Source organism: Secundilactobacillus odoratitofui DSM 19909 = JCM 15043 (genome assembly GCF_001434895.1).
GTDB lineage: Bacteria > Bacillota > Bacilli > Lactobacillales > Lactobacillaceae > Secundilactobacillus > Secundilactobacillus odoratitofui.
This window is the reverse complement of the sequence record NZ_AZEE01000004.1, coordinates 52,059-74,248: the sequence shown is the minus strand read 5'-3', so window position 1 is coordinate 74,248 and position 22,190 is coordinate 52,059. Positions and strand designations below refer to the sequence as shown.

General features: G+C 44.0%; 22 protein-coding genes. 9 read left to right on the top strand and 13 right to left on the bottom strand.

Annotated elements, in window-relative coordinates:
- Positions 1-78 precede the first annotated feature (78 nt).
- Positions 79-663 carry an NAD(P)H-binding protein gene (locus tag FD04_RS01165; protein WP_056946392.1) on the bottom strand — a complete coding sequence of 195 codons (585 nt, stop codon included), beginning with the start codon at positions 661-663 and terminating at the stop codon, positions 79-81.
- Positions 664-884: 221 nt separating this feature from the next.
- Between FD04_RS01165 and FD04_RS01160 the strand changes: the two genes are divergently transcribed.
- The 3 genes from FD04_RS01160 (at position 885) to FD04_RS01150 (ending at position 3,252) form a co-directional block, all read left to right on the top strand.
- Complete coding sequence (locus FD04_RS01160; RefSeq protein WP_056946390.1) at positions 885-2,198, top strand: NCS2 family permease; 1,314 nt, start codon at positions 885-887, stop codon at positions 2,196-2,198.
- A gap of 106 nt (positions 2,199-2,304) precedes the next feature.
- Positions 2,305-2,628 carry a MazG nucleotide pyrophosphohydrolase domain-containing protein gene (locus tag FD04_RS01155; RefSeq protein ID WP_054702343.1) on the top strand — a complete coding sequence of 108 codons (324 nt, stop codon included), beginning with the start codon at positions 2,305-2,307 and terminating at the stop codon, positions 2,626-2,628.
- Positions 2,629-2,724: 96 nt separating this feature from the next.
- Entirely contained in the window at positions 2,725-3,252 is a 528-nt protein-coding gene (locus tag FD04_RS01150) for a QueT transporter family protein (RefSeq protein WP_056946389.1), read from the top strand.
- Between the two features lie 85 nt (positions 3,253-3,337).
- Here the strand turns inward: FD04_RS01150 and FD04_RS01145 are convergent, their stop codons facing one another.
- The 3 genes from FD04_RS01145 to cls form a co-directional block, all read right to left on the bottom strand.
- The gene (locus tag FD04_RS01145) at positions 3,338-5,323 is read right to left on the bottom strand and encodes an ABC transporter ATP-binding protein/permease (protein ID WP_056946388.1); all 1,986 of its coding nucleotides are present in this window, start codon (positions 5,321-5,323) and stop codon (positions 3,338-3,340) included.
- 155 nt (positions 5,324-5,478) lie between these two features.
- Positions 5,479-6,210, bottom strand: coding sequence for a helix-turn-helix domain-containing protein (locus FD04_RS01140; protein WP_054702340.1), 732 nt, complete (start codon positions 6,208-6,210; stop codon positions 5,479-5,481).
- A gap of 547 nt (positions 6,211-6,757) precedes the next feature.
- Positions 6,758-8,212: a cardiolipin synthase gene (cls, locus tag FD04_RS01130; protein ID WP_056946387.1), complete on the bottom strand. Its 1,455-nt coding sequence runs from the start codon at positions 8,210-8,212 to the stop codon at positions 6,758-6,760.
- A gap of 80 nt (positions 8,213-8,292) precedes the next feature.
- Here cls and FD04_RS12665 point away from each other — a divergent pair, with 80 nt between their 5' ends.
- Positions 8,293-8,448, top strand: a complete 156-nt coding sequence (locus tag FD04_RS12665; protein ID WP_169790165.1) for a hypothetical protein — start codon at positions 8,293-8,295, stop codon at positions 8,446-8,448.
- Positions 8,449-8,518: 70 nt separating this feature from the next.
- On the opposite strand, the gene FD04_RS01125 is transcribed toward FD04_RS12665, so the two are convergent.
- The 4 genes from FD04_RS01125 to FD04_RS01110 form a co-directional block, all read right to left on the bottom strand.
- The gene (locus FD04_RS01125; RefSeq protein WP_056946385.1) at positions 8,519-9,637 is read right to left on the bottom strand and encodes an SdiA-regulated/phytase-like domain-containing protein; all 1,119 of its coding nucleotides are present in this window, start codon (positions 9,635-9,637) and stop codon (positions 8,519-8,521) included.
- A gap of 239 nt (positions 9,638-9,876) precedes the next feature.
- Positions 9,877-10,749 carry a fructokinase ScrK gene (scrK, locus tag FD04_RS01120; protein ID WP_056946384.1) on the bottom strand — a complete coding sequence of 291 codons (873 nt, stop codon included), beginning with the start codon at positions 10,747-10,749 and terminating at the stop codon, positions 9,877-9,879.
- Between the two features lie 103 nt (positions 10,750-10,852).
- Positions 10,853-11,695, bottom strand: a complete 843-nt coding sequence (locus FD04_RS01115) for a DNA/RNA non-specific endonuclease (protein WP_054702334.1) — start codon at positions 11,693-11,695, stop codon at positions 10,853-10,855.
- Between the two features lie 164 nt (positions 11,696-11,859).
- Positions 11,860-12,330, bottom strand: coding sequence for a hypothetical protein (locus FD04_RS01110; RefSeq protein ID WP_054702331.1), 471 nt, complete (start codon positions 12,328-12,330; stop codon positions 11,860-11,862).
- A gap of 260 nt (positions 12,331-12,590) precedes the next feature.
- On the opposite strand from FD04_RS01110, the gene FD04_RS01105 reads away from it, so the two are divergent.
- The 3 genes from FD04_RS01105 (at position 12,591) to FD04_RS01095 (ending at position 14,499) form a co-directional block, all read left to right on the top strand.
- The gene (locus tag FD04_RS01105; RefSeq protein WP_056946381.1) at positions 12,591-13,139 is read left to right on the top strand and encodes a hypothetical protein; all 549 of its coding nucleotides are present in this window, start codon (positions 12,591-12,593) and stop codon (positions 13,137-13,139) included.
- Positions 13,140-13,245: 106 nt separating this feature from the next.
- Positions 13,246-14,076 (top strand): phage integrase N-terminal SAM-like domain-containing protein, encoded by an 831-nt coding sequence (locus FD04_RS01100; RefSeq protein WP_054702328.1) that lies wholly within the window; start codon positions 13,246-13,248, stop codon positions 14,074-14,076.
- Between the two features lie 102 nt (positions 14,077-14,178).
- Positions 14,179-14,499: a hypothetical protein gene (locus tag FD04_RS01095; protein ID WP_056946379.1), complete on the top strand. Its 321-nt coding sequence runs from the start codon at positions 14,179-14,181 to the stop codon at positions 14,497-14,499.
- Positions 14,500-14,599: 100 nt separating this feature from the next.
- Here FD04_RS01095 and lpdD read toward each other — a convergent pair whose 3' ends face one another.
- From lpdD to FD04_RS01070, 5 genes are all read right to left on the bottom strand, one after another.
- Positions 14,600-14,998, bottom strand: a complete 399-nt coding sequence (gene lpdD, locus FD04_RS01090) for a prenylated flavin chaperone LpdD (RefSeq protein WP_054702321.1) — start codon at positions 14,996-14,998, stop codon at positions 14,600-14,602.
- Positions 14,995-15,543, bottom strand: a complete 549-nt coding sequence (locus FD04_RS01085; protein ID WP_420806508.1) for a UbiX family flavin prenyltransferase — start codon at positions 15,541-15,543, stop codon at positions 14,995-14,997. Before FD04_RS01085 ends, lpdD begins: the two co-directional genes overlap by 4 nt.
- Positions 15,544-15,627: 84 nt before the next feature.
- The gene (locus FD04_RS01080; RefSeq protein WP_054702314.1) at positions 15,628-17,106 is read right to left on the bottom strand and encodes a UbiD family decarboxylase; all 1,479 of its coding nucleotides are present in this window, start codon (positions 17,104-17,106) and stop codon (positions 15,628-15,630) included.
- Positions 17,107-17,209: 103 nt separating this feature from the next.
- The gene (locus FD04_RS01075) at positions 17,210-18,088 is read right to left on the bottom strand and encodes a LysR family transcriptional regulator (RefSeq protein WP_056946377.1); all 879 of its coding nucleotides are present in this window, start codon (positions 18,086-18,088) and stop codon (positions 17,210-17,212) included.
- 274 nt (positions 18,089-18,362) lie between these two features.
- Positions 18,363-18,791, bottom strand: a complete 429-nt coding sequence (locus tag FD04_RS01070) for a GNAT family N-acetyltransferase (RefSeq protein ID WP_235805622.1) — start codon at positions 18,789-18,791, stop codon at positions 18,363-18,365.
- A gap of 636 nt (positions 18,792-19,427) precedes the next feature.
- Here FD04_RS01070 and FD04_RS01065 point away from each other — a divergent pair.
- Positions 19,428-20,633 (top strand): D-alanyl-D-alanine carboxypeptidase family protein, encoded by a 1,206-nt coding sequence (locus FD04_RS01065; RefSeq protein ID WP_235805621.1) that lies wholly within the window; start codon positions 19,428-19,430, stop codon positions 20,631-20,633.
- Between the two features lie 80 nt (positions 20,634-20,713).
- The gene (locus FD04_RS01060) at positions 20,714-21,991 is read left to right on the top strand and encodes a homoserine dehydrogenase (protein ID WP_056946375.1); all 1,278 of its coding nucleotides are present in this window, start codon (positions 20,714-20,716) and stop codon (positions 21,989-21,991) included.
- Positions 21,992-22,190 lie beyond the last annotated feature (199 nt).

Here is a 22,190-nt window from a genome sequence, read left to right as displayed (position 1 = left end):
CACAAAATACAACACATATATCGCAACAACCAAAAAGAGTAAGCCAAGCTAAATTAGCCTGACTTACTCCTTTTATCGTTATGATTGACCCACAACAGCGATCGATTGATTAATATGACGACCGTTAACCAATTCATCAACCGCAACATTTGCGAGCGCCTGCTCATCTATCGGTTGATTGGGTACCAGTAAACCTTCATTAATTAACTGGACCGCGTCTGTCCCTTGTTTAGCCACAATCGGCCGTAATATCGTATAAGGCATTTCCGCCTCGTCGATAATTTTGACGGCATACCGCTGTTGCTTCAAGTACTCCGTCACGTCATCAATGCCTGGATATTCTAGTGGTGTCGTCACTTCTTGATCAATTCCAGCAACGGCGCGCATCACCGTTCGAACTTGTTGTTGCTGTTGACGAAGGGCTTCAAAAACCGCTTCTAGCTTCCAATCAACATCCATCCCGACATAGTCTGAATAAATTAAGTCGATGCCTTCGACTGCGTCTAAATAACTGGCCGCCTTTCTCGCATCCCCATTAAATTGCTTGAATGGTAGTGCTGGCGTTGGTTTTCCCGAGAAGCCAATCACTTCCATATTCGTCAACTGGGCCGCGACGAGTTGCGCGACTGGTTGGTCAATTCCTAAGATTAAACACCGTTGCATAAGATGCCTCCGTATCGTTTTGATTATGTTCCTACTCTACACTAAATTAAATCGATGTGCTGAGCGTCAGTTACAATTTTAATGAGCACGTTTTCATTCAAGGTAAAGACAACATTCGTATATTGCAAATGATATAAATCAATGTTACGATAGTTACTGTTGTTTATTAAGCAAAACACGAACATTATTGCTATTATATTTAATAAGGGGACTAAATTGCTATGGGTCAAAAAATTGCGTCGTATTTTCAATTTGAGGAGCTAGGGACTTCTTATAAGAAAGAATTTCTAGCCGGTTTAACCACGTTTATCTCAATGGTTTACATTTTGTTTGTTAACCCCAACGTCCTGGGTGTTTCCGGGATGGATAAGGGTGCGGTTTTTACAGCAACCGCGTTGGCGAGTGCCTTTGGCTGTTTCTTAATGGGAATCGTTGCCCGTTACCCAATCGCCATTTCAGCTAGTTTAGGGATCAACGCCTTTTTCTCATACACCGTTGTTTTGGGTATGAAAATTCCGTGGCAGACCGCTTTAGCTGGCGTTTTCGTTGCCTCAATCTTATTCATGATCCTCACTGCCTTTAAGATTCGTGAAATGGTTGTTGATGCAATTCCACGTGACTTAAAAATGGCGATCAGCGCAGGTATCGGTTTATTTATTGCCTTTATTGGTCTGAGTGATGGTGGTTTAGTGAGCGCCAACAAATCAACCATTGTTGCACTCGGTTCTCTTCACGTTGGCTCAACTTGGCTCACCATCATCGGACTTATTTTAACGATTATCTTAATGAGTGCCAAGGTGCCTGGTGCCATCTTCATTGGGATGGTCATTAACGTGATCATCGGACTTGCAACTGGCCTCATTCACGCACCATCTGCTTGGGTGGCCGGCGTTCCGAGTCTTCACTCTACTTTTGGCGTTGCGCTAGGCCACGTCGGTAACATCAACACGATGCAGTTGGCCGTGGTCGTCCTTACTTTCTTACTGGTCACCTTCTTTGATACTACCGGGACGTTAGTTGGCTTGACTGAACAAGCTGGTATGGTTAAAGACAACAAGATTCCAAGAATCGGTCGCGCACTTGCCGCTGATTCAACGACAATGGTTGTCGGATCATTACTTGGTACTTCACCAATGGGCGCTTTCGTTGAATCATCTGCCGGTATCGCAGTTGGTGGTCGTTCTGGCTTCACAGCCGTGGTTGTTGGGATTTTCTTCCTCCTCGGTTCGTTCTTCTCGCCATTATTGACCGTGATCACCAGTCAAGTTACCGCACCTGCCCTAATCATCGTCGGGACTTTAATGGCGCAATCACTTAAGAACATTCACTGGGAAAAATTCGAAGTCGCTGCACCAGCTTTCTTAATTCTGGTTGGTATGCCCCTCACCTACAGTATCTCTGATGGGATCGCATTAGGCTTCATCACGTACCCACTCTCAATGATTGCTGCTAAGCGTGGCAAAGAAGTTAGTCCAATCATGTACGGTTTAGCCGTTGTGTTCATTATCTTCCTTTGGATTTTACAACAAGGTTAGGCCACTTTTTATCAATTTAAAGCTCACTTTGACCCTCCACCCGTTAAAATAGGTGTAGGGTCTTATTATTTCCCGGGTAATTATTATTTAACGAAAGAGGTTACTTATGACAATTCAAGAACATCAAGCATGGGTGAAATCATTCTACGAAGGTCGCAACTGGTACCATTTTAATCCACTGATTCGCATGAATTTTCTCACTGAAGAAATGGGTGAGCTGTCCCAAGTCGTCCGTACAATTGAACTCGGCCGTGATCACCCAGGCGAGCACCACGCGACAGAAGACGAGTTGCGCAACCACCTGAAAGAAGAGCTATGCGACGTCTTCGACCAGACTCTGATTCTCTGTAGTAAATATGACTTAGATCCTGCCGAAGTCTTCCAATATGGTGAAAACAAGCTCAAGCACCGGTTTGAACAAGAGAACTAGCTTGTCATTTCTGCTTAAATGGGGTAATGTATAACACTGTCTGATGCGTCACATATCTTGTGCGCATTAAAACCAAAACGAAAGAGGAATTGCATTATGAATTCTAAGACGTCTTACTTTGGCGTTGATTCGGTCTATGATATAGCTCGAGTCGCCGTCATCGCTGCACTCTATGTCGTAATTACGATGGTCTTGGCAGCTTTCAGTTTTGGACCTGTACAGGTTCGACTCGCCGAAATGCTGAACTTACTGGCCATCTACAATAAACGTTACGTTCTCGCCGTACCAATCGGTGTGGCATTGGCTAACCTATCATCGCCGTATGGCGTGGTCGACATCGTCTGGGGCAGTTTATCAACTTTTGCTACCATGCTAGTGTTCTACTACGTCGCTAAAAGGCTGCCTAATTTTATTTCCAAGTTAGTTGCCGGCGTACTCATCGTAACCTTCTCAATGTTTACGATCGCGTTAGAACTAGCCTGGTTAGGCAATACTGCCTTTTGGCCAACTTTTTGGATCAACTGGGGGACGATTGCGATTGGCGAATTTATTTCACTAGCAATCGGTGCGATTATCCTTTACCTCATGAACCTGAAAATCGATTTACATCATCTGTTAGATTAACTTGGACAACGATTATTTCGTCCTACAATAAAGGAGCAACCAATCCAACGTTTGGATTAGTTGCTCCTTTTATTTTTGGTCGTCCTTAATCAGCTGATAATGCATCAATTGGATTCAGTCGTGATGCGCGTCTTGCCGGTAATAACGCTGCAACAAACGAAATCACGATGGCTAAGACAAACGTCGTTACGATGTTTCCTGGTGTAATTTGGACCATGTTAAACTTCACGATACCGTAAAGCACATGATTTAACCAAATACTACCAGCATAAGCTAATACCAATGCAATGACTGCCGAGAAAACCCCGATAAACAGTGACTCAGCCGTAAATAACCGGCGGATATCCTTCTTACGTTCACCAAGTGCCCGCAGAATGCCGATTTCCTTGGTTCGTTCCGAGACAGACATGTACATCGTCACGATAATCATCAGCGCTGACACAACTAATGAAATACCCGCAATGGCTGATAGCAGAATCGAGGCAATCGATACATACTGGTTCACGGTATTCAAGATATCACCAACGGTAATGGCACCAAAGGCGTACTTACCATGACTATCCTTGACGTTTTTGATTGCGTTGGCTACCGTTTTAACCTTTTTGGTATCGGTCACGTTCACCGAAACAAAGTTAGCCTTAGTTGAAGCCTTTGCGCTCTTTAACATCTGTCGCATGGTTTGATAGTTCGTACCGGCAATGGCACCCGCTTGACCACCATTACTTAACCCGACCACCGTCAGTTTTTTAGTCACCTGAACTGGTCGATTTTGATTGGTCACGGTGTTAAAGGTCAAGGTCACTTTTTTGCCGATAATATCTTTGTAGTGACTCTGGCTGATCAACATGGTCGCCTGTGATTTATCAATCACGATTTGGTTATTCTTAGGTGCATGCCCCTGCTTGATCGTATTACTTGCGTAGGCCTTCGTCCAAGTCTGAAGACCTGAATCGGTTTTATTTTTCTTCTTATAAGACAAGGTGTAAGCCGAGATTTGATACCCTGGTTCTACTTTGTTGACGTTTTTTAACTGATCAAGCTTGTTGACTAACGAATCACTAATCATCATTTTTTGTGGGTCATTGGCATAGTTACTCATCTCGGCCTGCATTTTAGCCATACTGATCTTTTTACCAGTTGGGTTTTTCATGACCGTCACTGAGTTAGGATTGACCATCGAGCTAATTTGATCTTGGATAAAGGCGTTAACCCCGTTTCCAAGCCCGCTGAACAGCAGTACAGCAAATAACCCAATGGCCGTCCCAATCATAATGATCAGATTTCGCCAGAAATTAAACGAAAAATGCTTAAAGGCATTGCGGTAACTGGCGCCTGCTGAAAGCACCTTAGGCTTCATCAGTGCTTGTTTTTCGGGTAATGGATACGCTGGCTTGATTCGTTCATCACCATCAATTTTCCCATCAGCCAAATGCACGATCCGCGTCCCGTGTTCAGCCACATCTTGGGAGTGGGTCACGGCAATCACTAACTTACCATCCTGGGCAATCTCACTGAGTAGACTAAGAACCTCTGCCGTATTTACGGAATCAAGGGCACCCGTTGGTTCATCCGCAATGATAATTTGTGGATCGCTGGCAAGTGCTCGCGCGATGGCTACCCGTTGCTTTTGACCACCAGATAGTTGGTTAGGATGCTTCTTGAGTTGATCACCCAAGCCAACCTTTTGTAAGAGTTCAATGGCGCGTTTTTTACGATCAGCACCACTCAAATCAGTCATATCCAGTGATACCAACACATTATCCACAATGTTTAAGTGACTGATTAGGTTGTAGGACTGGTAAATGTACCCAATCATACCCCGACGATAGTTATCGAGCTGTTTTTCTTTCGTATGATCCAACTGCTGACCATTGATAACCACCGATCCCGTAAAGTTACGGTCAAGGCCGCCAATGATGTTCATCAAGGTCGATTTCCCACCACCGGATTCACCTAAAATCGAAACGAGTTCGCCCCGTTCAAAATCAAGATCAATGCCGTTTAAAACGGGAAATTCTTCTTTTCCCAAATAGTACGATTTATGAATATCATGCAACTCTAAAAACGCCAAACGTATCCCTCCTCAGTTCCCTACCGATGTTGCCCATTATTTGAACGCACCTAACTATACGCAAAGTGCAACAGGTCGTCAATCAAATCTTGGAAATATTTCCCAGGAAATGAAAAGCGCCCGATAATCGGTCGCTTGGTCACTGAACGATTGACTCAGTTGAATGGTGACAAGGTCCGCCGGTTATCGCCAATCTTCGCATTATATGGGATGTATGACCACAATTGTGTCTGAATTAATTTCGGTGCATCCTTCTTATGGATCAGTCGAACCTGACTAACATACGATCCTTTATGTTGCACATAGGCGTAATTCATACCTTTTTCGGGAATCTCACCGACTTCAAAGTCTAACCACTCACCGGTTTGAAAGACATCATTGATAACGTAGGCCTTCACCGGTTGTGGTTCATTTCGCCATTGCTTTGTCGTTTTGCCATTTTCGGTCACTGTCAATCGAACTCGCTTTGTGGGTGTCTGCTCCGGCAAGACAGCAAAGCCTCTCACAGTCGGTAAGAATGGGTTGGTACGGTCTATCAAGACATTTTGGGTGTACCGCCCCCAACTTAATAATCCTAAGTAGCCGATTCCTAAAACAATTACAATGCCAATCAACCATAACCACCGGCGATATTTGCGCGTCCGTCGAACTTCTCGACTCAAATTGGTGACAATCGCTGGCTCATCATCGGCCCGCAACAAATCATCTAAAGAAAGATGTAGCTCATCACTCAAGGCAATTAAAAGGTCCAAGTTAGGGTAGGTACTCTCATTTTCCCACCGTGAAACTGTTTGGCGCGTTACATGCAGTTTCGATGCAAGTGCTTGTTGCGTTAAGTGCAACGTTTGTCGCTGTTGTTGAATTTTGTTACCAAAACCAAGTGTCATTTTCTACATTCCTTTCTTAATCACAACATCAGCTTAGCAAGTGCTGGCGTTTCATACGAGCAACTACCCTGTTACATTGTTCTAAAATATGTTGCATTCCAGCTTCATTACCGTTTTTAATGCAAAAAAAGATCGTTCTCCCGATATCGTTATCAGGAAAACGACCTTTGTATCTAAACCGGTCGCATACTGCGCGACCCTTTCGTACCTGTAGAAGGCTATCGACCAATTGTAAATCTTGGATCTTAACCACTGAGCTTCGTACGCTTGTCGGCTTGAGGGTTACCATCAAACACCGATTCCATCTCCTGTTGCTTGATGCCTCACTAACATGATGCAACCAACTAAGGAAACCGCCTAATACTCATCTGTTTCTACTACCAATCCGATTGGTCTAGCATCACTAATACTCGGATTGTTGTTGCTTCACAGCAACGATACTACTCTCAAAGCTAATTGGTCTTATCTAACCTTCCAACATTATAATAACCCGAATTGTAACCGATTACAAGTAATATGACTCACCATATTATCGCGAATATTCAACTCACAAAATGGGAGATAACAGCCGGCTGAAACTCTGTTTGAACCGCAATACAAATGACTGCTGGGCAAACATTTCTGCTGTAACTAAACGACTCACGCGCTGGTCTTCTTCAAAATATCGGGCTAACTGCAACGCGATTTTTTCGTCATATAAAAACGCGTTCACTTCAAAGTTCAACTTGAAACTTCGATAATCGAGATTAGCCGACCCCACGGATGCAAATCGGTCATCGACAACCATTGTTTTGGCGTGCATAAAGCCGTGTTCATAATAGTAGATTTTAACGCCGATTTTGGCTAATTCATGGGCATAATACTGCGTCGCACGGTACACAAACGGGTGGTCTGGCATGTTAGGAATCATAATCCGCACATCAACGCCTGACATCACCGCAATGCGCAAGGCATCCATAACGCTATCGTCAGGAATCAAGTAGGGCGTTTGAATCCAAACCCGTTGTTTAGCTGTTTGGATCAACTTAATGTAACCCATTTTAATTTGCTGCAGTTCAGAATCGGGCCCGCTGCTGACAATTTGCATGTTGGTATCACCCTTAACCCGGGTAATTGGAAAATACTGCGGTTCAATTCGGTCAGCTGGTAATAACCCCGACTTAGCGGTCGCGTTCCAATCAAGAATGAACCGACCTTGCAAACCGAAGACAGCAGAACCAGTTACCCGAAGATGCGTATCCCGCCAATAACCAAATTTTTCCTTACGACCGAGGTACTGATTACCTACGTTAAAACCACCAACGTAACCCACTTTACCATCAACCACCACAATTTTACGGTGATCACGGAAGTTCAACCGAAAATCAAAAATCGCGGAACGAGCCAAAAACGCTTCGGCATGACCGCCAGCCGCCAATAACGGCTTAAAAAACGAGCGGTAAGTCCCCAACGAGCCAAACGGATCATACAATACCCGAACTTCCACACCGGCTTGAGCCTTACGAACTAGTAAATCGCGGATTTTTTGTCCAATTTGGTCGTTATAAAAGGTGTAAAATTCAATATGGATGCTGCTTTGTGCTCGCTCCATATCCTCAATCATTTCGTGAAATAGCTTTTTGCCGTCCGTTAAAATGCGAACTCGATTTTTTCTTGCTAAAAAAGCATGATTGGCGGTGACAAACATCTTTACCAGTGATTGTACTGAATTAGAAACAAGGTCGGCAGGTAAATCTTCGTTGCCAAATTGTGCTCGCTGCCGAACTAGGAGTTCGTCTAACTGTAGTTGGACATCACTTTTTACTTTGAATAACTTGCCCTTTGGTAGCTGACGACCCAAAAAAGCGTAGATTAAAAATCCAACGACGGGCAAAAACAGCAACACTAACAGCCAAGCCCAGATGGCAGCAATATCTCGCCGTTGCCTAAAGATAATAATTATTGCTAAAATGACGTTAATTGCATAAATGACTTCACCAAGCAATGTCAGTGTCATTACCATCGTCTAACCCCCGTATTTCGCCTATTTATTTGCAAATTATAGCACATGAATTTTTTGAATCGACAGAAAGAAGGTACAACATGACCTCACTATTCATCACCGCATTCCACGGTATTCACGGTTTAGGTACTGTCCGTATTTTTCACTGGTTATTCCGCGAAAACCCAATGATTGGTTTCGGCTTCCTACTTGCAATCGTCTTATACGCACTGTACCGCTACAATCAACGGCGCTAATTATGACTAATTGAAATGAGGAGGACGTGAGTTACCCACTTGGGCACTCGCACCCTCCTCGTTCATTCACCTAATAAGCATGCGTTGACATTAGCACTTCTGGATTGTGATTACACAACAGATAACCGTGACCTGAAGCATCAAAAGTCAGGCCTTCCATCTCGCGTTTTGGTGATAAACCAGACCATTTGAAAGATCCGTTAGTCAGTGAGCCCCGCCCCTTTAAGCGCTTAGCAGGAAAACTGGCAATGGAATCATCCGAAACTAAGTATAGCCGACCATTCTTAGCGTTATAGCCCATACTCTGAATTCGGGTACCTGGAATTTTGCTTAAAATCTGACTGGTTAACCGGAATTTAACGTGATGCGCTGAAATTTTCCCCTTATAAACATAGCCACCAAACCCAGGATTACTCCAGAAATAGGCGTTACCATGTTTGTCAAAGGCCAACGTGTGGCCACCCGGAACACTCATACCACGAGTTGACAAGTGGAAGCTGATAGCGCGATCTGGCTTCAGTGAACTGGTACTGATGTGTTGAATGTACCCTGTTTTGGTAGTCGGTACCCGAGCTGCTTTTTCGTTATCCCGCCACATGTATAACGCATGTGATTTTAAATTATAGGCCAATGACTGCCCATGCCCCGTATCAAACATACCACCAACTTTGATTGCTTTTTGGAGGTTCTTTTGCGTTGCACTATACTTACCGGCATGTTTGACATAGGTCGACTTCAGTAGTTTCGGATTTCGGTAAACACCAAGCTGCTCAAGCCGTTTCATATTAAACCGGACGATTCGACCGCGGTTTTTAACGTTGGTTGGGCAGTATACGACATACATATACCCGCTCTTTGACACCGCAATCGACTGCGGGTTACCCCAGCGCTGACCGTTCTTCCCAGGTAACGGTAAAAATAGCCGGGTCTTAAAAGTGACCTTCGTGCCAGCAATTGACTTAACCGTATTCACTTTTGATTTTGTTTTCATATGTGCGTAGCTCTTAGGTACTTTGACGTACCGCACTTTAGTATCGTGCACCTTGCGCATCCAACTCCGATGATACGTCAACGCTGATGACCGTTGATGGTAGACCTTAACCGAAGCAGCCGCCCCAACCGGCTGTCCGAGCGCTAGACAGGCAAGTAAGCTTACTAGGCCAATCATAACTCGTTTCAATACTTCCACTCCCCTTGTTACAGTTATTCGAGTTTGTTTTCATTAAGTACTATCATAGTGCAAAGTACCTGAAAGCTTCAATACTTTCTTAAGAAATACTTAATAATTTTAGCTGAATCTGGCTCACCACCCACTTTGACGCAATAAGTCGAAAATCATGACTAACGGATGCAAAAAAGGCTCATTTTAAGCAGAATAACTTCGCCTAAAATGAGCCCTTATTCAGGTTTATCTCAATCTAAAATTAATTAACGCTTAACCTGCGCCTTAGCCAGCGCAAAATTTCCCACAGTTGCAGATCCATTATGCGGTACGACTGGCATCGTCATGTAGTCGGTTAACTCGCCCACGTCCGCGTAACCGTTCATCAACAACTTGAACTGTTCACGAATCTTAGTTAAAAATGCTGGACTCATCACACCACCACCAAAGACGATCTTATCCGGTCGTAACATCAAGGTCTCTTGAACGGCAGCCTGCGCAATATAGTAAGCCATGATATCCCAGACGTGATCGGTCAAGGGTACATCCTGTCCCTTTTTACCAGTCCGAGCCTCAAAGGTCGGTCCAGCAACTAAACCTTCTAAACAGTCGCCGTGGTATGGACAGATACCAGCAAAATCAAGATCATCTGGGTGTCGTTTTAAGCGCACATGCCCGACCTCTGGATGTCCAAGCTCACCCAAAAAGTGTCCGTTCACGAGTTCACCGGCACCGACACCAGTCCCAATCGTAAAGTACACCAGCGAATTTGGCCGTTTAGCAACGGGTAAAGAAATATACTCACCATAAGCTGACCCGTTCACATCCGTTGTCCAAACGACTGGCACATCGAAAGCCGCTTTAATATAACCCAGGAAATCCGTATCAGGCCAATTAGGCTTAGGTGTATTGGTAATAAAGCCATACTTAGGTGCCGTCTTACGAATTTCAATTGGTCCAAAAGACGAAATGCTAATCGCATCTAGATTAGGGAATCGTTTAAAAAAGTTAACCGTTCGCTCTAGCGTTTCCGTCGGGGTTGTAGTTGGAAACTGTGTCTGTTCAATCACTTCATACTGTTCACTACCAACGGCACACACAAACTTAGTGCCGCCAGCTTCAATACTGCCTAACTGCATTGTTTCGTTCTCCATTCATTCAACGTGATACCTTATTTTATACCGTGAATGCCCTTGAAGCTATAACGGATAAGTAATTAACCAGTATAACCTAGGTTTTTCGTTACCGACTAGAAACCGTTGACCTTCCCGTTGCGTAGTCGATTTGTGCACCGGCCTGAACGTTAAAAATATAAATATTAAACCGAATTGATTGGCTACCAATTGACTCAGCTTGCATCTGGACGCCACGCGCTAACAGTTCACTGCCCCGAAAAACCGGGGTAATTTGGTATCGGACATAGTCGCTGGGGTGCGATTTTAAATAACTCGCCACTTCACTCTCATAGTTTTCCATTCCGGGCGCATTCAGCGAACGAGTACCCGTCATTAAATTCTTAGGGTTATTATTCTGTCCCGTCAACTGATACCCAATGAGATGACTTCGATTGTATAACCAGTCTGTTTTACCTTGATACGTAATTCGCTTATTGTGCCAACCCGTTGGCGTTACGTAAAGCGGTTCACGTTCCGTCTTAGGCATCAACGACTTAGCAAGTAGCGCGTCAGCACCAGTCACCCGGTTATATTGATCTAAATTATGGTATTGTTGCCACGCACCATTGGCCGTACTGAGCTGGGCCTTCGTAAACGTTGGCACGTTATCGTTAACTTTCACAATTTGTTGACCACTGTACGTCAGCTTTGCCAATCCCGCTGTGCTTGTTGCACTGGTTTTACCAGTCTCACTCGAATGCGTTGTGTTTGAATTGGATTGACCGGTAAACGAGTGAATGACCGAACTGGCCTTCTCTTGTAAAGTCGTTTGGCTACTTGCTGAACTGACCGAATGCTTGGTCGATGAGGATTGATCGTTCATTGTTGACGAAATACCAACAATCAATGCAACCGCAATCACCAGCCAAGTAAAAAATGAATTATTGCTCCGACGACGCCTTCTTGGCATGACTATTCCTCCCGTATGCGAATACGTTAATTTTATCAAGAAACATACGTTCGGTCTAGTAGTCAATTCAACTATTAACGATGAACTTAACAGGCACCCCGTTAACCAATTAGTTAGCAGGGTGCCTGTTGCCTAGCGGTCATCCTTTGAGGTAACCGATTAGCTTATTGTTCATCTATGTGCTTAAAATAATGCTGCTCTGCTTGTTTTCGCAAGGCCACAGCCTCTTCAAACGTTTCGGTGGTGTGATTCAAAACATAGTGTCCATGATACATTAACCTGGCGACGTAATGACCTGATTTCTTGTCAAATGACACCCCAATCACACCGGACTGATTACGCTTAGATTTAATGAAAGATGAAAACCCAATACCATTTTCATCCACCAATTTACTACCCTGTGCCGCAATAAATCGTTGGTTGCACTTAGCGTTGCGTCTAGAAACATCACGCCTTAGACAGCCACAACTCCTGGTAACACCACTTCTTAGTGCGTAACCTTCAACAACGACGTGTTTGCCACAATCGCAGTGGCACAACCAACAAAGATTACCGTTTTTAGCCACAGTTTTAGCCCGTTCCATGACTAATAACCGACCAAATCGCTGGCCAGTTAAATCAATAAAATGCCCCATCGCACGCCCCTCCTTATACCTTTATGCCAAAATAACTCATTTCCGTGTTGCAAACAGGGTTCCCTCATTAACCCTTTAGCCTTATTATACATAATTCCAGCGATCGTATAGGGCTTATTTATAGAAAAGGTGAAATTTAAAAAATTCTGCTGATCTGTATATTACATCATTTGAACAAAATATTAAGGTTCTGTGCAACGGCTTTGCCGACTTGCTGCAGTGTGCTATACTCGACACACAAATTAATGAGGTGATTAGAAATGAAAAAAACTCGGACCAAGGCGCTGTTACTCAGTCTTGTTGCGGTTTTAGCGATTTTTTTAACGGCTTGTGGGAGTAAGTCATCAACAAAATCGAATGAACAAGCCAGTTTTAAAAATGAACCTACGACCACGAAGCATGCAGATGTCAAATCATCCGTATTATCCGGCGACGGTTTCTGGTATTTAGCTGGCAAAATCAACCATAAAAGTAATTCTGGAATTGAAGCTATCGCGTTTAATAAGAATACTGGCAAGGCAACCATGTATAACGTGAATAAATTCTATAAGACTTACAGTGCCGCTAAAAAGGCGAACGCACTTAACAAGGAAGGTACCGTCAAGTACACTTTCACTAAGAACAGTAAAAATCAAACCGTCATTAAACTGTCAGGTAAGCTTTCTGGAATCGACATGACCCAAACCGTGACCGTTAAAAACACGACTAAGGGTACTAATAAAGCCACTAAATTGCACATGAGTGGCTATCAAGCCGTTCGTGACGTTGACATGGACAAAACGAATGCTGTCTTTGTTGAAGCTAACTAACGCTAATTTAATAGATTGATAAAGGGACCGGCGCAATTAAATTTGTTCCGGTTTTTTTATGACGCTCAGATTTTTAGTATAATAGTGCCATTGAGGAGGTTTTACCATGACACACACGAACGCTTATCCCTATCAAGACACGTTTAAGCTATACCTGCAGCAACAAGAACTTGCGACTGCCACAATCGCCGAATACGATTCAGTGTTGACCGACCTCTTCAACTATCTCAGCAATTTTAACGCTGGTTACCAGCAAGATCACCGCGTCTCAACGCTGCTAGACCGCGACGTTGAACAATACCTAGCGATGCTGATCAATCAACGTCACGTCACCAATGGTACTTACAATAAAATGCTGTCACACATTAACATTTACTTCAAATACTTGTTTACGCACAACCTCATCACCCACTACCCTACACTCACCTTAAAGGGCAAGTCTCACGATGACTTAAAAACGCCCTCAACCAAATGGCTTCACTTAATGCCCGATATATTAGCTGATCAGCAGCTGGCTGTTTATACACGGTTAACTTTGCTTCTCATTAGCCATTTTTATACCACAAAAGAGTTTTTAGCACCTAATTTTTACCAACAACTTCAACCACAAGCTTTCAATGCTGATGAACGGACATTTTGGGCAACTTATCAGCGTTTTATCCAACCGCTTCAAGCACGTCACCACAGTCACGATCTCTTTTTAAAACAGCGACTAAGTGGCGATCCTCACCTAACTAGTGCTGGCCTACATAAATATCTGAAGCCGGATGAAAAACGACTGGGCTTTCCCCTTATTCCAACCCGTTTATTTCAAAGTGCTGTGATTAATGATCTTCTCCAACACCCTGAATTAAGTGATGCCGCCTTCAGTGAACGGCTTCGGCTTGACCCACAGTCGTTAGCGTACTATCGTCAATTAGCAAAAGATTATCGCTAAACGGTTGCTTTAAAAATAGTCAAATATTTCGAATTGTTAGCGCTTCCTACTGCAATCTGCCTCACTTTAAGGTATGATGAATTCAAAAGGAGTGTGGTTTTTATGGCAAAGAAAACGGCAACTGTTGACCTCTCACAACTACGTGATTTCGCTGATCAACGCATCGAATTCATCCAAGCCAATCCTTGGTTGATTCCAGCTGGATTAGCAATCGAAATGATTCCATTAGCCCTGTTGATTCACGGTCATGCTAAAGCTTCAATCTATAAGAAAAAACTCCAAATCGAACGTGAAAAAACAAAGCAATTAACAATTAAGGCCCATAGTGGCCACGGTCACTGTCACCATCATAATCATCCCAAACACAAGGGACACCAACACTTTTCACCAGCTGTACCAAAGCAACTGCTGAAAAAGGGGTAGCTCACAGTTTACTAAATTCTAAATTAATAGGCGTACGCTAGATTCCAATCATCAAGGAATCCAGGGTACGCCTATTTTATAAATTTAAAGTTGATTGTTTTTAACGTTTTGCAAACCGCTCAATCACCTTTTCTCGCGGGTGAGCTGTCAACCAACTGCCAATTTCGTGACTCAGTGTGGTCACCATCCCTGTCATTGCCTGCATTTGCTCAGGTTGAATACAGTTCACGTGGACACCACTGACGATCACCGCATTGTTTTGCAGCACCGGCTTTAGTAACCGCGCCATTAACTCCGTGAGAACGCCCTCTTGATGGTGATGGCCGGGACGACTCGGCAACGCAATGGTCTGCGGTTCTGTCGTTGGGCCAACGGTCGTCACGACACCATAATGGGGCACGTCGCCACCAATCAGCTGAATTAACACGTCTTGATTTTGGCGTTCAATTATCGCTTCTAATTTAAAACCTGCTTGCGTTAAAACAAAGGTTTGACTCATCCACGATCACGCTCCTTTAAGGCAGCCTTGGCTTGACTTAACCCCGGCCAACGACCACCAAAATCATTTTGAATATGCAAATGATCGAGCAACTTCATCGTATTATGATTGATCAAATCATCAATTGTTTGAGGATTATTATAAAAAGCTGGAATTGGCGGAATGATCTCAACGCCCATTTGAGCAAGTTTCAGCATGTTTTCGAGGTGAATCTGATTAAATGGTGATTCACGTGGCACAAATAACAGTGGTCGCCGTTCTTTCAAGGTGACGTCAGCTGCCCGACCAATTAAAGTATCGCCCAATCCGGTTGCAATTGAGGCCACCGTCTTCATACTGGCTGGCACAATGACCATTCCGTCATGCATGAACGAACCGCTAGCAATCGTGGCACCCATATCCCGTTCATCATAAACCACATCAGCCAACGCATTAACTTGTTTCAGTGTATAGCCAGTATGCTCAACGGCCAAGTTTTCCTTAGCCCATTTACTCATGACGAGGTGGGTTTCCACGTCCGGTGTTGCCTTGAGCGCTTCTAACAAGCGCAAGCCGTAAATTGTACCTGACGCACCGGTAATGCCAACCACGATTCGTTTCATATCATAACTTCCTTTCTGTTTCGCCGCTTACTTGAGGTAATCTTCCCAGTTCGGCATTTCTTTAAATGGTGCTCGTTCAAACTTATCCTTCATATCAAATGGCACCGTCCCGTCGAGCACAAGTTTTGAACTCATGCCGCGAATCCGAATTCGAGCTGGATCGTATTCTGGTAATTCAGACGGATCGAGTGGGTGGTTGCGCATGCCTTCCAGAACCATGATGTCACGACTAGCTTGGAAACGAGTGTTAATAGTCCACATCACATCGTTCCAGTCAAAGATATCCACGTCATCATCAACCAAAATCACGGTCTTCAGTTCCTTAAAGGCTGAAAAGGCGAGTAAAGCAGCCTGACGTTGAATCCCTTCATCCGCTTCATCTTCCTTATGGATCTGCATGATCGTCATTAACTTACCACCACCGGCAGGCGCATTGTAGACGTTTTTAACCTTACCCGGAATGGCACGATCAACCAAGCTCAAAATGGATGCTTCAGTTGGAATACCGGCCATTGAAACGTGTTCTTCTGATGGGCCAATCGTGGTTTGCACAATTGGGTTATCCTTACGGTGTGTCACTGCTTTGATTTTAACCACGTTAACGGCCGGATTAGCTAGGCCATCGTACCCTGGAAATTCAGGCATGGCAAACCCAGTATTCGTGTTGATATCTTCTTGCATATGCGTATTTGGCAAAATTTCGGCTTCGATGATCCACTCTGAACGGGCAATCCCAAGTTGGTTCACCGTCGTACCTTGAACGAGTTGAACCGGTTCATCACGTAACGCACCGGCCACTTGCAGTTCGTTGTAACCAAGTGGGGTGGTAGGTGGCTCGAAGGTTGCACCAATCGCAATTGCTGGATCTAACCCAATATTGATGGTGATTGGCATTGGTTCATTAATCGCCTCATATTCCTTCAAAAAGGCGCCCAAGTGACGGCCGCCTGGCATAATATACATACCAATGGTGTCCTTATCCTCTAAAACCATCCGGTGAATCGTAACGTCACTTTGCTTATTATCAGGACTTGATCCATAGACAACGCCCATTGTGATATACGGACCAGCATCTTGTTCGGTGTTGGTTGGCGCTGCTAAAATTTTACGAATGTCAAAATCGGGATCAGTCGCCTTCAAAACAACTTCTTGTGCAGGTGCTTGATCTTTAGAGACCGTCACGGGCTGCACTGGGTGATTAACCGCGTCATTAAGCAGGTGACCAAGCGTCTTGTAGTCGTGGTGCAAAATCATCCCAACACGCTTACGTGATGCGATTGCGCCAATTAAAACGCGACTGCCCGGAAAGCCTTTGACGTTGTTAAACATCATTGCTGGTCCCTCTTGGGTTGGCCGTTTAACTGTCCCACCAGCGCCAATATAGCGGTAAACCCCTGCTAAATCAGCGTTAGGATCGATTTCTTTGTCAGTTTCATGATACTGACCAGGTTCGTTTTTCAATTCAGCAAGCACTTTACGTAAATCATAAGGTTCGTTCGTTGTCATGTTCTCGTCCTCCGTTCAACTTGATAACTTTATTATGCAAGTCTTCGTCAGATTAAACAATTCGGTTATGGTCGATAACATATTCCGGAATGGCATATGTTGTTTATTGATCGTGCTGTGCCACAAACTGCCAAAACAGGTCACTAGCTGGCGTCCGAGCCTGCTTTACGCGTAAAAACGCTAACTGACTCGCATATTCAGGCATTAGCGGCACCGTGGTCACATTCTGATAATCGGATAAATCCAGTGATTTCGCCATCATAACTGATACACCCATGCCACGGTTCACCATTCCCAGTATGAGATCGATTCGCTGACCACGATAAAGTTCTTTCGGTGTGATCCCTGCATCAGTTAACATCGCCATGACCGGTGTGTAAAGATTAGTAACTTCATTTAATAGTAAGAACGGCTGATCTTTTAACTGAGTGACCTGTAATTGTTTAGCCTGCGCCAGCGGATTAGTCTTTGGCAAGACTGCCACAAAACGGTCAGATTCCTCAATGAGGGTTTCATATGAACCTGCCTGATCATCGAATAATCGGGTAAAAACGATGTCACTAGTTCCATTTTTTAATGACGGTAACAACGTATCCGTTTCAGCTTCTGAGAAATGTAAGTCAACTTCTGGATGTTGCTGTGCAAAAGCCGCGATTAGGTTAAAAGCGCGGTACTGTGAGACCGATGGAATACTGTGAATCGTGAGGGTCATACTCTGAACTTGCCGTTGATGCTTAAGCGTTGAAATCATTTCAGCTTGAGCAGCTACGATGGTTTTGGCGTACGGTAAAACTAACCGAACGGCCTCAGTCAAATCAATTTGACGATGAGTGCGGTCCACTAACGTAATGTCGAGTTCTTTTTCGAGCGCCAAAATTTGCTTAGAGATAGTGGCCTGCGTCGAAAATAGCCGGGCAGCCGTTTTGGTATAGCTGAGCGTCTCCGCTAAATCAACAAAGGCCGTTAACTTAATAATATCCAATCACGTTCACTCCTAACCTATTCCATTTTTGCATATTTTAACATATTCTCGAAACCGTTTCTGGTGACAACTGCAAGGCTTATGATGCTCATGTTTAATTGATTGAGATACCAAATCTTACTGTATGTATAAGCTACCTTGTGTTAGTCTCGCTACCCATTATTCATTTAAGAATATTGGGTGCTAACCAATCAAAAACGATACCGTAAACGCCACATACTGGGATTCACGGTATCGTTTTTTGGTTCTGGAGTACAACGCCAGACTTATGCATTCAATTTTGCTGTGTGCGCTCATCAATCAAAGTATAGTTAGCGGGAACGGCCAACCGATTCTCTCGCTTGACGACGAAGCCTTCCGATGCGTAAAACTTCAGCGCGTCCTCGTTGGTCATGACGCACTTTAAAGTGAGTGGTCCCCTGGCTTCACGTCGCATGACAGTCAGTAACGCATGGCCGACACCCTGTCGACGGTACTCCGGTGCGATGAATAGTAGGTGGATAAAATCCATTACGCGGTATAACGAAACAAACCCGGCAATTTGACCATCTATTTCAGCTACAAATAGTGCCTCTCCCTTTGAATCATGATTAAAATCCGCGAGTGCTGGTTTGGCGACCCAGGGAAAGTATAATTGACGGTCTTTCAGATAGATGGCTGCCACTGCCGGTTCATCCGCTGAGGTCATTTTTCTAATTTTCACGACGGTCTCACTCCCCTCTTACAAATCAAATTATATCATTTTTGAATATATTTCTCTGAAGGTAACGCCCTATTATTAATCACGCGATAAAAGTTGTGCGACGTTTAGGTTATTAATACAATTATTTTGGGCGAATATATCAACAATGCCGAAAATTGAGCGACTGAAAAGGCCAATCTTTTTTAGGAAAAATGGTGCATTTCTTCTTTTTTTGCTGTATAGTATGGGCATACCAAATAACCTAATAACCAATCTATGTTCCCTATTTTTACCGCGACCTCGGTAAAAATGGAACGTTTTCCATCAACGATCGTCCACCCAGGCGATCGTTTTTTTTGTATTCTATCAACCAATTATTTTTAAGTTATCAAATTTATAGTATATAAATTATGCATTACTTTGTCATCGTTCGTTTAGTCAAATCCCGGTCATTTTCCCGCTAATTTTTACCGCCTTCACTGAAAAATAATCGTTTAGATTATGTTTTTTGATTTCTTAACCCTTTCTTTGCCGCTTTGGTGTTATTTTTTTGCTATACTATATTCATCTTTTTTAGGGAGGCAACCTGCCATTTTAAACATCCATTCTCGATCACGCTGGGTCAGTGTCCTCGTTGCACTGACCTGTTTCTTATTGTTGTTTTCACCAGCAACCACCGGCTTTGCTAAAAGCAAAAAAGACGGTCTGATGTCTAACTACACTAAAGTTAAGGCAGCCTACGTTATGGACGCCAAAAGCGGTCAAACACTGTACGAAAACAAAGCTGATAAAACCTTACCAATTGCAAGCTTATCAAAAATGATGACCTTGTATTTGACAACTGAAGCCATTAACCAACACAAGCTCCACTGGTCTGACAAAGTCGCCGTCGACAAGAACCTCATTAAAATGAGTAAGAATTACGGCTTAGGTACCTTTAAAATCAAGCGAAGTAAGCAATACACCGTTAAGCAACTCTATCAAGCTGCACTCATTGCCTCCTCTAATTCGGCCGCAATCGCACTTGGCAATGCAGTCGCTGGTGGGAGCAACGCAAAATTTATTGCCATGATGAATAAACAGGCCAAGGACTGGGGGATAGCTGCCCACTTCATTAGCAGCTCCGGTCTGGATAATACTGACCTCAAACACTATGGCTACCGGTTACCCAACACGAGTGCCAGCGCCCAAAACATGGTGAGCGCTAAGGCCATCTCCGTTGTTGCGCAGCACCTCGTGGCCGCTTTCCCTCAAATCAGCAAGTGGAGCAGTAAGGCGACTTATGACTTGGACGGACAGACTTTGGTCAATGCCAACGCCCTGGTCAAAGATGGTACTTACTATCGGGCAAGTAACCACCTGACTGGCCTAAAAACCGGCTATACCGAAACCGCTGGGTTGTGCCTAACCGTCACTTATTGGCGCAATGGTCGTGAACTTATTGCAACCATTCTTGGCAGCGACACGACCTTTACGGCGATGAATGGTTTGATTACCCATTTAGACAAAACCCTCTTAAATAAAACGGTCAAACAATCGAATAAAACGTACCGTGTGAAGAATCAAAAAGTAACCGCCGCTCCCACGGAGACAACGACTAAAATCTGGTACCGTAAGGGCCAAGACGCTAGCAAGATTAAAGTGTCCAATCAATTGACGGCCACCAAGCTGCCGATTCAAAAAGGTAGCCAGGTCACAACGACGTCATTTGAAAACACCGGTTTACCAGCTACGACTAATTTAGGCGAAACAGCTACCAAAACCGTGAAAAAACAGTCTGCTCAGCAAAGTAATACGGGCGGTACAAATTGGTTTGGCCACTTCTTTAAACAGGTTGGTCACTTCTTTAGTCACCTCTTTTAATGAGAAAACCTTTATTTTTTCACAAACTTCTCATTTTATTTGCTATACTGCTAGTTAAACGATAAATGGAGCTGTGAATTATGAACGACATTAAAATTGGTTTAGTTGGCCTTGGTACCGTTGGAAGCAGCGTACTGAAAATGGTCACTGAAAATCAGGATAAAGTCCAAAACATTACCGGTCGTCAATTAAGTGTGAAAACGGTGGTTGTCAGAAATGTGAAAAAGCATCAAGACGCCGTTTCAAGTGATATCCAATTGACAACGGATCTCAATGCAATCATTAATGACCCCGAAATTAAAATCGTGGTTGAAGTGATGGGTGGTGTTCATCCGGCTAAGGAAGTCATCACGCAGTTACTCAACGCCAAAAAACACGTGGTTACCGCTAACAAGGATTTAATCGCATCTGCCGGGGAAGAACTAGCTGCCTTGGCACGCCAAAATCACTGCGACCTCATGTATGAAGCCAGTGTTGCGGGTGGTATTCCGATTTTGCGGACCATCGTCACCAGCTTTGCGGCCGATCACATTACCGAAGTTAAAGGCATCGTCAACGGTACTACGAATTACATTTTGACCCAAATGCAACGCCAGAATTGGTCTTATGACCAGTCACTGCAAAAAGCCCAAGAACTTGGCTTTGCGGAATCCGACCCGACTAACGACGTGGAAGGTATCGATGCTGCATATAAGATGATCATCTTGACCCAGTTCTCATACGGTACCCACATTAAGTTAGAGGACATGGCCGTTGAAGGTATCTCTACCATTCAACTTGAGGATGTGGCTCAGGCCGATGCCTTTGGTTACACAATCAAGTTACTGGGCGTTTCTCGTCGAATCGACGGTGGCGTCTTTGCGGAAGTTGGCCCAGTCTTGGTGCCTAAAGATCATCCGCTCGCTACCATCAATAATGAGAACAACGCTGTCATGGTGACTGGTGAAGCAGTTGGCGAAACACTCTTCTACGGTCCCGGCGCTGGTGGTCTGCCGACCGCTAACAGCGTGTTGAGCGACATTGTTTCGGTAACCAAAAATATTGCCCTAGGCACCACCGGCAACTCATTTAACAACTTCCGAGACGAACTTGGAAAAGTGGATCCCGCACAGGTAATCTACCCCTATTACCTCTCCTTGAAGATGTTAGACGTTCCGGGTCAGATGTTAAAACTCACTCAGATCATGACTCAAATCGGTGCTAGTTTCAGTCAAATCGTTCAAACTAAAAACGACGATCAAAGCGCCCGAGTCGTCATCATCACGCACGAGATGTCAAAAGCACAACTGCACGACTTAAAAGCGCAGTTAAATGACGTCGAAACCATCTCACTCTTATCCGCTTATAAAGTTCTTTAAATCATTAAAATGACTGATACTGTCGCCTTTTCAGGTGGCTGTGTCAGTCATTTTATTTTTGCCATTTTTTGCTCGTTTTTCCTATACATTTTGACTGTATTGTGTCATTATTTAACCAAATAGGTCTTTTCAAAACGTAATAGTTGACGACCTTGATGAATTTTTGTAACACTGGCATTTTCGTGTATTGTACTACCAC